Below are 15,050 nucleotides of genomic sequence, written 5' to 3' on the forward strand. Positions count from 1 at the left end.
TAAAGTAAAAAGGCAGTTGAAAGTTCATTGAACTTTCAACTGCCTTTTATAAATATTGGACTTTTTCAGTGCCCTCGTACTGAACAGGGGTCATCTTTTTTAAATTCCATTGATATCTGTAGTTATTGTAATAAATCATATATTGCTTAATTTAATGTTTTAATTCCTCTAGAGTCGTACATCGTTTAATATGGGCCTCGTCCTTAAAATGCCCAAAGAAGGATTCTTGTGGAAGCAGCTTAATCTCTTTCTCTGTAAAAACTTTTTTACTCATGATTTTCTCCAGTCCCCATTTTTTCTACCCTATAGGTAGACTTTTTTATGTGTCTACACTATAGGGTACATTTTATAAAGGAGGTAGTCTTCTTATCACTTTGATTTTGCTTCTGCACTCACCGCAGCGCCAGGTATGAGGTGGATCGTTTTACTTGGGCCAGAACCGCTCCAGCGATAGCCAGTAACAGGTTCAAGACCGTTAGGAAACACATCTGAGAGTCTTTCTCTTTTTGAATATTTGATTCCACGTCCAACTGCTTCTACTTTAAATGTATAGACTTTCCCTTGTTTAAGGCCTGTAACGGTGTAATTTGTTTCCGATGTTGTCATTTCCCCATTAATTGGTGTAAAGGCAACCCCTTCTGGATTAATTGGTTGTCCGTTGACATATACACGATAGCCGATTACTTTTTGATTGACTGCTGTTGCCGGGTTCCAAGAGAGGAAAACACTATTGCCATCTTTTCTAATGGCAGCCTTTAAGTCGCCGTCAAAGGATGGAGCCCCAATTGCATATGGGACAGCTGTTTTGAGTTGAAGTGAACTGTTGTATGGTGTCTTGTTTCCTGCTAAATCGACAGCCTCCACTTTAATTTCATAAGTTGTTCCTGGCTGAAGGTTTAATAGTGTATACTTGTTCGATGTGGCAAATCCACGGAGTTCACCATTTGCATACACATTATAGCCGGCAATTCCTGTGTCATCACTTGCCATCTCCCACTCGACGGAAGCCCAAGTAAATCCTGGGTAAACTACTTCTGCTCCTATGCCGCTAAAGGTATCAATCGCAGGAATTGTTGTAGTCGGTTCCGTGAGTTCAGTATTGGCAGGCAGGACTGGTGCGGTTTCGTCAGGTACTCCAGCCGTCGTTACATTGGCTTTTGGGCCATCAGAAGTACGATTACCCGTGGCATCCACCGCTTCTACCTTAAACGTATACACCTTACCTGGAGTCAGTCCGGCTACAGTGAAGCTTGTTTGATTAGTAGTCGTATATTTTGCTCCAACTTTTTCCTCATTCTTATAGATGGTATAACCAGTGACACCTGTATCGTCAGAAGCTGCATCCCAAGTTAATGTAACGCTCTTTCCATCTTCTGAAGATTTTGCTTCAACTACCGCGTTTTCGGACCATTGAGGTTTTACCGCCGCATTGCTAGGTGCTACGGTTGCATTTTCAAAAGCAAGACCGGTAGAGTTGCTAATTCTCCACGGATTACCGTTATTGTCTTTAACGTTTGTAAAGGATACATTGATAAATTTTAAATCCTTGGCGTAATTTAAGTTGGTTGAGAAGACATTATCAAACTTCACATCTTTAAAAGTAATGTTTTCATGATAGACCTCACCAACATCACTATTCCCCTGGACGAGGATGGATTGTTTCTTGCTGCCTCCCTGATTACGAACAGTTGAGTTCTCAATTTTTATATCCTTGAACTGAGAAATCTGCTGAGCTGGTTCATATTGAATAGCTGCATTTGCATCTTCATAGGAAGAAGTGAACACAAAAGGACCATCCCCATCAATGCCTTCTAATGCATTATCTCTGAACAGAATCTCTCTTGCTCCGCCGCCCATAGGTGTATTCGTTTTGGCACGAAGACCAACGTCAGTTTTATACATGATGTTATCTTCGATTAAAAAGTCTTGGATCCAGCTGCCAGTATGGCTTCCTGTTACCACTCCGCCATGGCCTTCTCGAATATAGTTATTAAAGATCCAGGCCTCTCCGGTAGGCTCTTCTCCGTCTGCGGCTTGTCCCATGCCTGCCGCAAAGTTAATCGCATCATCTCCGGTATCTACAAAATTATTGAATACCATGATGTTCTGGGAATCACCGAACTCAAATCCATCGGCATTATTGGCATCGTATGTTTTGGCGGTCGTGCCGTTTACGACAATGTTTTTACTATGAAGATTAACAATCCCATGGAAGGAAGGATTCAGCTGGGTAATCCCTTCATAATACATCCCGTCCACACCGCGTACGGTTATCAGGTTAGAACGTGTAGAATAGGCAGACTTAGCATTCATACCGTCCACTTGAGCTGCATAAGTTTGAGCTGCTGCCAAAATCCCATATGTATTGGAAGAGGCAAGGTCTAACGGACTCATTTTTCCATTCTCAACTGTTACATCTCCGGTTACTTTTGAGTTATTTCCAGCCATTAATCGAGGAAGTTCATTCCCTGCTTCATCAATGGTTGGAGAATTCGGATCCTGTTTCCAACCATTTCCATCGATGGTCCCCTCTCCAACAATACGGATATTCTTAAGGCTGCCATAATCATAGGTGTGAGCATTTATTAGGGCGTAAGAACGTTCATCTGTGGAGTAATCATAGACCCAAAAATTTCGGCTGTAATCTTCGGGGTTTGAAGAGCCAAGTAAATAACCATCTACTTGTAAGGTCATATCAGATTTAAGCCATATTGCTCCAGAGATAAACTTGCCCTCTGGTATTACAACTTTTGCTCCAGGTGTCGCCGCATTAATAGCCGCCTGAATAGCTTCTGTATCCTTTGAATCATCGTTCGGTGTGGCACCAAAATCCACAATATTGAAAACTTCAGGGACAGGAGTGGTTTTTCCTGTAACCTTATTGGAAGGCGCTGACTCCACACCAGCTGCATTTACAGAAGTGACATAGAATTCATATGATTTATTTGGTTTCAAATGTTCAACGGTGAAATTATGAATGAGAATTTTTACATGGAAATCGTCTTTGTCTATATTTTTATAAAAATTATCAATATAGGTTTTTGCTGTGCCGCTGTTATCTTGTAAGGCACTGCCAATTTTCTTCCCATTCATATAGACATTAAAATCCACAATATCTCTGTAATTTTTAGGTTTTTCCCAGACTAGGGTTATGCTGTCCTCGTCAAAAGCCAGGGTTGGTATCTGTAAGTTTTCAGGAGATGCAGGTGCTCCTGTTTCTGCATGCGGTGCTGAACTAATGCTGCCGAATACGAGTAATAAGATTAGAAAAATTGACGATCCTACTCTAAATCTCTTCACTTTTCTACCACCTTTCAAATGTCTTTTGTGAAGCAATGTACTTTCCTAAACCTCCTTTCTTAAAGATATACCCCCCATTATAGTTGAAACCGTTTTCATAAATAATGAAAGATTTTTAGATTATTGTTAGATATTTTAATATTTTCTCAATATTTATAGGTTCAGATTGAAGCTGGATCATCAGCGCTAAGGTCAAAGATAGTACAGAATTTGAATATTCTGTGTCCTCCTAAACAGGATTTTTCCCGCGCGAAATCGAATATAAATAACTGATGCCAAAAATTGGTCTTTAATTTAGAGGAGGAATCAACAATGGCCCACGAACAAATGAATCCCACAATCGAAAAGATCCTTTTAAATATTGAAAAAGTCATGATTGGAAAAAGAAATGTAGCAGAACTAAGCCTCGTGGCTTTGCTTTCGGGAGGCCATGTTTTATTAGAAGACGTACCAGGTGTCGGAAAAACGATGATGGTTCGCGCCTTGGCAAAATCAGTGAATGCCAACTTCCGTCGAATCCAATTCACCCCGGACCTGCTGCCATCCGACGTTACCGGCGTGTCCATTTACAATCCGAAAGAAATGGAATTCCAATTCCGCCCAGGTCCGCTCATGGGGAATATTATTCTTGCCGATGAAATCAACCGGACCTCGCCAAAAACCCAATCGGCGCTGCTCGAAGGGATGGAGGAAGCGAGCGTCACAATCGATGGCGTGACCCATAAGTTGAAAAAGCCGTTTTTTGTTATGGCGACACAGAACCCAATCGAGTACGAGGGTACATATCCGCTTCCGGAAGCACAGCTCGACCGCTTTTTATTAAAAATGAAAATGGGCTATCCGGATTTGGCAGAGGAAATAGAAGTGTTGAACCGGGCACAAAAGGTTCCGCCAATCGAGGACTTAGAGCCAGTAATTGACCTCGAAGGTTTACTTGACCTTCAAAAAGAAATTAAAGACGTATTTGTGGATGATACCATTAAGCGCTATATTGTCGACATCGTTAATCGTACAAGAGGTCATGGCAGCGTCTACTTAGGTGCAAGTCCCCGCGGATCCATCGCTTTAATGAAAGCAGCCCAGGCTTATGCTTATATGTTCGGCCGTGATTATGTCCTGCCGGATGATATTCAATATTTAGCGCCATTCGTTTTATCCCACCGGATTATTTTAAAATCAGAGGCAAAATTCGAAGGGATATCTGCAGAAGAAATTGTGAGCAGAGTGGTTACACGTGTTCCTGTACCGGTTCGAAGGCTTGTGAAATAAATGAAAAAACTATTTCACCTAATAAAAAAAGCTTGGAAATTTGTTTTGCTATTGTTACTGATTCTTTTAACCTTCTCCTATGCGATGTTCCAAGGAGGATTTGTCAGCTGGTTTTTATTCTATAGCTTTCTTCCATTTGCAATTTACTGTGTGGCCCTGTCCATTTACTCGATGAATGAGCTTGAAGTGACCAGAATAATACCTAAAACTGATTACAATGCAGGTGAACAGTTAAAAGTGAACGTCCAAATTAAAAGATCGAAAGGTTTTCCGTTATTTTATTTACTGATCGAAGATCATTTGGATGAGGCGTTAAAATATGCTCAGCAGCTAAAAGCCCCGAAAGCACTGTTGCTGCCGGGGATGAAGAAGGAATTTTCCTATGAATATATCATCCATGAACTGCCAAGGGGAGAGCATTTTTTCGAAACCTTTACTTTGAAAATTGGTGATCCGCTCGGTTTATTTCAAAAAGAAAAAACCTTTGAAAAGGAAAACAAAATAATTGTCTATCCTGCTTATACCGAGCTATTATACCGCCCGTTTGAAAACCAATACGATCAAGGGCTGACCGCATCCCGTGAGCGGGTGCAGCGGGACACCTCAATGGCGGTTGGCGTAAGAGATTATCAGCCGGGCGACCGCTTCTCCTGGATTAACTGGAAAGCCTCCGCAAAGCGGGGCGAGATCATGACGAAGGAATTTGAGCAGCGGCAGTCCCATGATGTCTTTGTGGTTATGGATTGCGTGCCCGATAAGCACTTTGAGCCAGTCGTTTCCTTTACCGCTTCCCTTATTCGCGCCATCTTGAAAAAAGGAGCGCAAACCGGGCTGTTAACCAGCAGCAAAGAAAGAGCCTCTTTTCCAATCCGCGGCGGTGAGCAGCATCTTCAGGAGCTGTTTTATCATCTTGCTAAAATAGAGGCCAAAAGTTTTGCCTCGTTTGATAAAGTGCTGGAAACTGACAGTCTTTTTATCCAACAAGCCGTCTCCTATATGCTTGTCACGGCGCAATTGACGAAACCCCTAATTGAAAAAGCGAGTTTTCTTGGACAAAGAAAGGGGTCGATTACTCTCTTTCTCATAAAGGGTCAGAAAGAAGCGCCATCGGAAAACGAACGATCATTGATTGCCCTTGCGTATGCCCGCGGGGTCCGAGTGATCATGATTCATGATGGCGAATTTACCTCGGCCTTTTCGGAGGTGAGCATATGGTCATGAGAAGGGACCTACCTTCATTTCTTTTATATGTATTTGGTTTCCTGCTTTTATGGGAATGGCTGCGGCCTATTGAACAATTAACCGATACCGCTAATATCGAAACGTTTATTATCTTTTTGGCCATCTCCTTCTCCCTTTCTTTTTTTCAAATGAAATGGTTTTGGCAATCCATCATTAAACTGATCTTTATCCTGTATTCTCTTAATCATTTCTACTATGATGCTGGGTTTTTCCAGTTTAGCTGGTTGAAGGTATTTCTTGGCGATGTGGCTGATAACCTAGGGCTGATCGTGTCAAGAAACTGGAATGATTTATCGAGTGAATTTCGGACGTTCTTATTTTTTATTTTGTTGTGGTTGATGGTGTATTTGATCCATTATTGGCTTTTAAACCGAAAACAAATTTTTATCTTTTTCTTCTTAACCTTAGTTTATATTACGGTGTTGGATACGTTTTCGCCATACAACGCAAAAATAGCGATTGTTAGAACAGTGGTCGTTGGATTTGCTGTGATGGGCATGCTGACGTTTTTCCGAATCCTGCAAAAAGAAAAGGTCAATAGTGAGGCATCTTTTTTGCGAAAATGGATGGTTCCACTTGCAGTAATGATAGCCTTCAGCGTACTGGTTGGCATTGCTGCACCAAAGGCAGCACCGATTTGGCCTGATCCTGTCCCATATTTAACTGCAGCTCAAGATAAGGGCGGAAAGGATGCGGCTGGCCCGCATCGAATTGGATATGGAGAGGATGACTCCGCATTAGGCGGTCCGTTTATCGGGGATGCCAATCCTGTATTCATGTACGATGGGAATGGAAAGAATTATTGGAAAATGGAAACAAAAGATACGTATACAGGTAAAGGCTGGATTACCTCAGGGACAACGCCGATTCCTTTTCGACAGGAGGACTTGGTTCCTGTCTATTCTTTCCCGCAAAAGGTTGAGACCATTAAGGAAACGGTTCGTGTCAACACACATGTGAACTATAAGTACAACTATATTATGTACCCAGCAGGAATAAAAAAGATAATCAATATCCTGCCTGATGACCCAAAGGGAAATCAATTTATGATTGATACAGCCAATGAAAGAATCAGCTTTTTAAAAAATGATAATCGCCCTCAAGTTCCACAGATATTTAATTTAGAATTTGCTGTACCTAAATATAAGGCTTCGGATTTGCGGGTGACAGCCGGCTATAATCCCGAAGAAATGAGTCAGGAATTTTATCAACAATATACGCAGGTACCACAGGAGCTGCCGCCCAGGGTGAAGGAATTAGCCGGAAAAATCACCAATGGTAAAACGAACTGGTTTGACAAAGCAAAAGCAATTGAAAGTTATTTTGGGAATACAGAATATACGTATGATCAAAAAAATGTTGCTGTACCAGGGCCTGCAGAGGATTATGTCGATCAATTTTTGTTTGATACAAAACGAGGCTATTGCGACAATTTCTCGTCTTCGATGGCTGTTATGCTGAGATCAATTGGTATTCCGACCCGCTGGATTAAGGGTTTCACGGGCGGGGATTTTATCAAATATAGTACGGAAAACTCGGGAAATCAAATATACGAAGTAACCAACAACAATGCCCATTCCTGGGTTGAGGTATTTTTTCCAAATCAAGGATGGGTCGCTTTTGAGCCGACAAAGGGGTTTTCAAATGAACTCACTATTGATTATGGAAAAGGACAATCTTCTTCAGGCAACCAATCCTCAACTCCGGCTCCAGTGAAAAAACCTCAGCAGGAGAAAATTGAGGATAATCCGGTGAAGAAGGAAAACTCCTTTGATTTCCAAACGGTTTGGAACCAGGTGAAATTGTTTTGGATAGGGAACTGGAAGTTACTGGTTTTGGCCGTGATCTTACTCGCGGTTATAGGAGGAATTCTATATCGGATTCGCGGTAAATGGTTTCCATATCTCGTTTTGATGAGCTATAGGTTCAAGAAAAAAGATGACAATATTGCGGAAGCCTATTTGATTTTATTGAGTCAGCTGGAGCGCTATGGATTAAAACGAAAGGACAATCAAACACTAAGGAACTATGCACGGTATGTCGATTCGTTTTTTTCGACAAGGGAAATGACACGGCTGACTGCCAGTTACGAGCAATATTTGTATCATCAAAATCTTCCGCAGGGCAGCTGGAGGGAATCGCGTAAATTGTGGGAAAATTTAATTAAAAAGACAATCGCTTGACCAGAAAAACATCCTATTGATACAATATGTTTTAATTTAATAGGGTACGCATTTTTACCTTCATATATCCTCGATAATAGGGTTCGAGAGTCTCTACCGGGCCGCCATAAATGGCCTGACTATGAAGGCAGAATTTTTCTGTGAGTGATTTTTATGAGAAAACTAGAATTCTGCCTTCCTGAGATTCGTTCGAGGGGAGAATTCTAGTTTTTTTTATTTACTTGTAGCAAATACTAAAATAAATTTGAACAAATTGAGGTGGCCGTTTTGACTGAAAAACATGATATGATTGTTGTTTTAGATTTTGGAAGCCAATATAATCAATTGATTACACGCCGGATTCGTGAGTTTGGCGTCTACAGCGAGCTCCATCCGCATACGATTACAGCAGAGGAAATCCGCCAAATGAACCCTAAGGGGATTATTTTTTCAGGTGGTCCGAACAGCGTCTATGATGAAAACTCATTCCGCTGCGATGAGGAAATTTTTGAAATGGGTCTGCCTATTCTGGGTATTTGTTACGGCATGCAGTTAATGACCGTTCATTTCGATGGAAAAGTGGAAAAAGCAAAGCAGCGGGAATACGGAAAAGCCACAATGAAAATTCAAAATCAGACAGCTATTTTTGCTGGCCTGCCTGACGAGCAAGTTGTTTGGATGAGCCATGGGGATCTTGTGGTAGAAGCACCAAAAGGTTTTAACGTTGATGGTACAAATCCTCACTGTCCTATTGCGGCAATGAGTGATGAAGCAAGAAAACTTTATGCAGTTCAATTTCATCCAGAAGTACGTCATTCCGTTTATGGAAATGACCTACTAAAGAATTTTGTGTTTAACATTTGTGATTGCGCTGGCGATTGGTCGATGAATAACTTCATTGAAATGGAAATGGCGAAAATTCGAGAAACTGTTGGCGATAAGAAAGTGCTTTGCGCTTTAAGCGGCGGAGTAGACTCATCTGTAGTAGCCGTTTTGATTCATAAAGCTATCGGAGATCAGTTGACTTGTATTTTTGTCGACCACGGACTGCTTCGTAAAAATGAGGCAGATAGTGTTATGAAGACTTTTTCAGAAGGCTTCCATATGAATGTCATTAAGGTTGATGCTAAAGACCGTTTCTTATCGAAGCTTGAGGGTGTTTCCGATCCGGAGAAGAAGCGGAAGATTATCGGAAATGAATTTATTTATGTATTTGATGATGAAGCGACGAAACTTGAGGGAATCGAGTACCTCGCACAGGGAACGCTTTATACCGATATCATCGAAAGCGGAACTGCAACGGCGCAAACGATTAAGTCGCATCATAATGTAGGCGGCCTGCCGGAAGATATGCAGTTTAAATTAATTGAACCATTAAACACGTTATTTAAAGATGAGGTTCGCGCTCTTGGCACTGAGCTTGGCATTCCGGACGATATTGTCTGGAGACAGCCGTTCCCTGGTCCTGGCCTTGGCATTCGTGTGTTAGGGGCCATTTCGGAGGATAAGCTTGAAATCGTACGTGAATCCGACTGGATTCTCCGTGAAGAAATTAAAAAGGCCGGGCTCGACCGTGACATTTGGCAATACTTCACTGTGCTTCCGGACATCCGCAGTGTTGGTGTAATGGGTGATACGCGGACATATGATTATACAATCGGTATTCGGGCGGTCACTTCGATTGATGGGATGACTTCTGACTGGGCGCGGATCCCGTGGGATGTGCTTGAGAAAATCTCAACCCGCATTGTAAACGAGGTAGCACATATAAACCGGGTGGTCTACGATATTACCAGCAAGCCGCCTGCAACCATTGAGTGGGAATAGGAAATGCCAAAATACGAACATTGTTATTTTTTACTATAACAATGTTCGTATTTTTTGTTTACAAAATGAATATGCCCTGTTAAAATAAAAAACGTAAACAACGAACTTATTATATTGCATCGTATAATCTTGGGGATATGGCCCAAAAGTTTCTACCGAGCTACCGTAAATGGCTTGACTACGAGGCAGTGTTTTGAATAAAGAGGCATTTCTTTTCCTCTCTATTTTACACAGCCTAGAGTCAAGCTCCGGTAGAATATACCGGAGCTTTTTTTCGTATAATATAAAGAGAAATTTTTTCCACGGGGGGAAAAGAAATGCACAAGTATTTTGAGTTTGAAAAATTAGGTACGAATTATCGCCGCGAGTTTATCGGCGGATTGACCACCTTTTTAGCAATGGCATATATTTTAGTCGTTAACCCGTTAACCTTATCACTTGCTTCGGTGAAGGATTTTCCAGCGGACTTGAGAATGGATTACGGTGCAGTATTTGTCGCAACAGCATTAGCATCTGCCTTGGGATCCATAATTATGGGTCTGTTAGGGAAGTACCCGCTGGCATTAGCGCCAGGTATGGGATTAAATGCATTTTTTGCTTATACAGTCGTTTTAGGAAGTGGAATTCCTTGGCAGCATGCACTTGGTGCCGTGTTGATTTCCGCAGTGTTTTTCTTCATCTTAACGTTGACAGGACTTCGTGAAAAAATCATTAATGCAATTCCTGTTGATTTAAAACACGCAGTGGGTGCTGGAATTGGCTTATTTATCACGTTTATTGGTTTACAAAATGCCAAGATTGTAGTGAATAACGATGCGACATTAGTAGGACTTGGTGACTTGTCATCCCCAGAAGCATTACTTGCTATTTTTGGTATTGTGGTAACGGTAATCATGATGACTAGAGGAATCAAGGGTGCAGTATTTTATGGTATGATTCTTACGGTCATTGTTGGGATGATTTTCGGTGAAATCAAAATGCCTGGTAAAGTGGTTGATAGTGTTCCAAGCTTATCGCCGACGTTTGGCGCGGCCTTCTCCTCTTTCGGAGACAGTTCTTTTTACACAACCTCTATGCTTGGTATTATCCTGACATTCTTGTTTGTTGATTTCTTTGATAACGCAGGAACACTTGTGGCTGTGGCTAATCAAGCAGGACTTATGAAGGATAATAAGCTTCCGAATGCAGGAAAAGCGTTGCTTGCAGATTCGATTGCTTCCGGTGTTGGAGCAGTTCTTGGTACATCAACTACAACTTCATATATTGAGTCATCAGCAGGGGTAGCGTCTGGTGCGAGAACTGGTTTTGCTTCATTAGTAACAGCCGGACTATTTATCTTATCACTATTCTTCTTCCCGTTATTATCTGTTGTTACAGCACCAGTTACAGCACCTGCCCTTATCATCGTTGGTGTCCTTATGGTTTCTTCTTTGGGAAAAATTGACTGGAAGAATTTCGAAATTGCTGTTCCAGCTTTCTTAACAATGATTGCGATGCCTTTGTCTTATAGTATTGCAACAGGTATCGCGGTAGGATTTATTTTCTACCCAATCACAATGATCGTCAAGGGTCGGACAAAAGAAATCAACCCAATCATGTACTTCTTCTTTGTGATATTTGTTCTTTACTTCATCTTCTTAAAATAATGATTAAAGGAACTGCGGCGGAGGCCGCGGTTCTTTTTTTACCTGGAGGATTGTTAATAGTATTGTCGATTTTCGTCGTTGACTTCTTGTTTTTCCTCTTATAACATGAAAATATTAAGGTTACGCTGATGGAAATGGGGAAAAGGGGTATGGCAAAGCTGTTAATAGATAAAGTATTAAATAACAATGTTTTAATTGCTGAACACCCTTCCTATGAAGAAGTTGTTTTAATTGGCAAAGGCATTGGGTTTAACCGGAAACGCGGGGATTATATTGATACTGATACAGTAGAAAAGCTTTTCGTTTTAAAAAATGAAAAAGAACAAGAGAACTATATCAAACTGCTTCCGTTTATCGATAATGACTTTTTAGAAGTGATTATTTCTGCGATTGATTTGATTAAGCAAAGGACAAATTCCCAGCTGAATGAACATATCCATGTCGCGCTCACTGATCACTTAATGTTTGCGATTACTCGGGCATCACAGGGGATGGAAATGAATAACCCCTTTCTAATAGAAACGAAAGCTCTCTACCGGCATGAGTATGAAGTAGCAGCAGAGGTAGTAGAGCTGATTAATAAAAAAACGGGAATTTCCCTCCCGACTGGTGAGATTGGTTTTATTGCGCTCCATATTCATAGTGCGATTTCCAATAAGAATCTATCTGAAGTCAATCAGCATTCACAGCTTGTCAGCCGGCTGGTTGAAATAGTAGAGGAGCAGTTTGATATCGAGATTGATAAGGAAAGTATTGATTATATGAGGCTTGTCAGGCACCTTCGATTTGCGATAGATCGTGTAGTTAAAGGGGAGAAGGTGGAGGAGCCAGAAAAAATTGCTTCTCTCTTGAAAGCGGAATATCCGGTGTGCTATAATCTTTCATGGAAGCTCATTAAAGTGATGCAACAATCATTAAAATTGAAGGTTTTCGATGCAGAGGCAGTTTACCTGACGATGCATCTACAAAGGCTTCAAAACAAATTTAAATAGCTATTATTTTTTACGTGTTACTGATTCGATCAGGCATGAGTGAAAAGTATTAATTGATTTGAGGATTTACGGGTAATCTATACCCATATCTTCATTCAGTTAAACTTTTACTCATGCCTTTTTTTGTTTTTTTTAGTAGAGATGTAAACGCTTAATGAGCTGGAAAATGGATATACGGGAGGAATATTTATGTTTAAAAATGCTTTTGGCGTCTTGCAAAAAGTCGGTAAAGCGCTAATGCTGCCAGTTGCCCTTTTACCAGCAGCAGGGATTTTGCTCGCATTAGGGGCGGCACTGGTAAACCCGGCTTTATTGAACCTTGCTCCTTTCTTGGATAATAGTGCAGTTGCGATGGTAGCTTCTGTTATGAAAAACGCCGGTGATATCGTTTTCGGTAACCTGCCGCTCTTGTTTGCAGTAGGTGTAGCAGTAGGGTTAGCAGGTGGGGAAGGTACAGCTGGACTGGCTGCGATCATTGGTTACTTGATTATGAATGTAACCATGGGAACTGTTTTAGGAATCGATGCGAAGGATATTAATGGTACAAGCTATGTGAGTGTCCTCGGTATTCCAACACTTCAAACAGGAGTGTTTGGCGGTATTATCGTTGGTATTACTGCTGCAACCATGTACAATAAGTTCTTTGAGATTGAATTGCCATCCTATTTAGGATTTTTTGCAGGTAAACGTTTTGTTCCAATTGTTACGGCGGGAATGGCGATTATATTAGGGTTAATCATGATGGTTATTTGGCCGCCAATCCAATCTGGACTGAACTCTTTCTCGACAAACATGGTAAATGCGAACTTAACTCTTTCTGCATTTGTTTTTGGTGTGATTGAACGTGCGTTAATTCCATTTGGTTTACACCATATTTTCTATTCTCCGTTCTGGTTTGAATTTGGTAGTTATACAACAAAAGCGGGTCAAGTGGTTCATGGTGACCAACGTATCTTCATGGCACAGATTTCTGACCATGTGAAAAACCTGACTGCGGGTACCTTCATGACAGGTAAATTCCCATTCATGATGTTTGGGCTGCCAGCTGCAGCATTAGCGATTTATCAAGAAGCACGTCCAGAAAAGAAAAAGTTTGTCGGCGGTTTGATGGCATCAGCTGCTTTAACATCATTCTTAACTGGTATTACTGAACCAATTGAATTCTCATTCCTTTTTGTTGCACCAGTTCTATTTGGTATCCATGCGGTTTTTGCTGGACTATCATTCATGGTAATGCATCTATTAGATGTAAAAATCGGGATGACGTTTTCCGGTGGATTAATTGACTATATCTTATTTGGATTAATCAACCCGCAAACACATGCGTGGCTCGTTATTCCTGTAGGTCTTGTGTTTGCTGTAATCTATTACTTCGGCTTCCGTTTTGCAATTCGTAAGTTTAACTTAAAAACGCCTGGCCGTGAATTGGATGATGAACAAAATCAAGCGCCAACAGGCAAAGCAGGCTCAAGTGATTTAGCCGCTAATATTTTAGATGCAATGGGCGGCCAAGGCAATATTGCTCATTTGGATGCATGTATTACACGTCTTCGTGTCTCTGTAAACGATATTAAAAATGTCGATAAAAATGAATTGAAAAGACTTGGCGCTGCAGGAGTCCTTGAGGTTGGTAACAATATTCAAGCGATCTTCGGTCCGCGTTCTGAAACCATTAAAGGTCAAATGAAAGATATAATAGAAGGAAAACGTCCACGTACGACTGTGGTTAACGCCCCAGAAAAAGGTGTAGAGCAGCAGATTGAAGAAATTAACCCTGAAGCACTGCAAACTGAGCGTAAAAATGATGAAGTTTTTGTGGCTCCAATTAAAGGCGAGATTAAGGCTATTACAGAAGTGCCCGACCAAGTTTTTGCAGGGAAAATGATGGGTGACGGTTTTGCGATTGTACCTGCTGAAGGAACGGTTGTTTCACCTGTTGATGGGAAAATTGTAAACCTATTCCCAACGAAACACGCGATTGGAATTCTTTCTGATGGCGGACGTGAAATCCTAATCCACGTTGGTATTGATACAGTTAACTTAAAAGGTCAGGGTTTTGAAACGTTAGTATCAGAAAACGACCGTGTGACCAAGGGTCAGCCTTTATTAAAAGTTGATATAGATTATATTAAAGAGCATGCCACTTCAACGATAACACCTATTGTCTTCACGAATTTAACCGAAGGAGAAAAGGTGGTTATTGAAAAAGAAGGTCTTGTGGATCTCCAGCAAGAAGGCGTTATTAAAATAACCAAATAAGAAATAACCGGCCCGCTGAGGGGGTCGGTTATTTTATTGTATTTTTTTGTTGACGTACCCTTGTCAGGGTGTTATTATATTAAAGCGGTCGTTAGCGACGGGTTAACAACATGATGATGTTGAAAAACATTCTTAAAAAAGTTGTTGACTTCGAAATTGCGATGTGATATAGTAATAAAGTTGCTTCTAAAGGAAGTAACGAGATTGTTCTTTGAAAACTAAACAAACAAAAACGTCAACAAACAATAATATTCGTTTCTTTTTGAAACGAGCCAACGTTTTATTTTATGAGCTAATCAACTTTCTTGGAGAGTTTGATCCTGGCTCAGGACGAACGCTGGCGGCGTGCCTAA

General features: G+C 41.0%; 8 protein-coding genes, 1 pseudogene and 2 riboswitches. Of the genes and pseudogenes, 7 read left to right on the forward strand and 2 right to left on the reverse strand.

Features of this window, described 5'->3' with window-relative positions; translation table 11 throughout:
• Positions 1-46: 46 nt before the first annotated feature.
• Both AC59HZ_RS30650 and AC59HZ_RS30655 read right to left on the reverse strand, forming a co-directional pair.
• A pseudogene (locus tag AC59HZ_RS30650) lies at positions 47-232 on the reverse strand (IS3 family transposase); the annotation flags it as partial.
• Between the two features lie 137 nt (positions 233-369).
• Entirely contained in the window at positions 370-3,300 is a 2,931-nt protein-coding gene (locus tag AC59HZ_RS30655; protein ID WP_496549490.1) for a fibronectin type III domain-containing protein, read from the reverse strand.
• 312 nt (positions 3,301-3,612) lie between these two features.
• On the opposite strand from AC59HZ_RS30655, the gene AC59HZ_RS30660 reads away from it, so the two are divergent.
• The 7 genes from AC59HZ_RS30660 (at position 3,613) to ptsG (ending at position 14,697) form a co-directional block, all read left to right on the forward strand.
• Positions 3,613-4,569 carry an AAA family ATPase gene (locus AC59HZ_RS30660; protein WP_496549491.1) on the forward strand — a complete coding sequence of 319 codons (957 nt, stop codon included), beginning with the start codon at positions 3,613-3,615 and terminating at the stop codon, positions 4,567-4,569.
• Complete coding sequence (locus AC59HZ_RS30665) at positions 4,570-5,790, forward strand: DUF58 domain-containing protein (protein WP_496549492.1); 1,221 nt, start codon at positions 4,570-4,572, stop codon at positions 5,788-5,790.
• The gene (locus tag AC59HZ_RS30670; protein WP_496549493.1) at positions 5,781-7,994 is read left to right on the forward strand and encodes a transglutaminase TgpA family protein; all 2,214 of its coding nucleotides are present in this window, start codon (positions 5,781-5,783) and stop codon (positions 7,992-7,994) included. Before AC59HZ_RS30665 ends, AC59HZ_RS30670 begins: the two co-directional genes overlap by 10 nt.
• 40 nt (positions 7,995-8,034) lie before the next feature.
• Positions 8,035-8,136, forward strand: a riboswitch (purine riboswitch).
• Positions 8,137-8,279: 143 nt separating this feature from the next.
• Positions 8,280-9,800: a glutamine-hydrolyzing GMP synthase gene (gene guaA / locus AC59HZ_RS30675; protein ID WP_496549497.1), complete on the forward strand. Its 1,521-nt coding sequence runs from the start codon at positions 8,280-8,282 to the stop codon at positions 9,798-9,800.
• Positions 9,801-9,899: 99 nt separating this feature from the next.
• Positions 9,900-10,001: riboswitch (purine riboswitch) on the forward strand.
• A 116-nt stretch (positions 10,002-10,117) separates the two neighbouring features.
• Positions 10,118-11,446, forward strand: coding sequence for an NCS2 family permease (locus AC59HZ_RS30680; RefSeq protein WP_496549494.1), 1,329 nt, complete (start codon positions 10,118-10,120; stop codon positions 11,444-11,446).
• Positions 11,447-11,595: 149 nt separating this feature from the next.
• Positions 11,596-12,438 carry a glucose PTS transporter transcription antiterminator GlcT gene (gene glcT, locus AC59HZ_RS30685; RefSeq protein WP_496549495.1) on the forward strand — a complete coding sequence of 281 codons (843 nt, stop codon included), beginning with the start codon at positions 11,596-11,598 and terminating at the stop codon, positions 12,436-12,438.
• A gap of 189 nt (positions 12,439-12,627) precedes the next feature.
• Positions 12,628-14,697: a glucose-specific PTS transporter subunit IIBC gene (gene ptsG / locus AC59HZ_RS30690; RefSeq protein ID WP_496549496.1), complete on the forward strand. Its 2,070-nt coding sequence runs from the start codon at positions 12,628-12,630 to the stop codon at positions 14,695-14,697.
• Positions 14,698-15,050: the final 353 nt, after the last annotated feature.

Source organism: Neobacillus sp. DZ-9 (assembly GCF_059587065.1).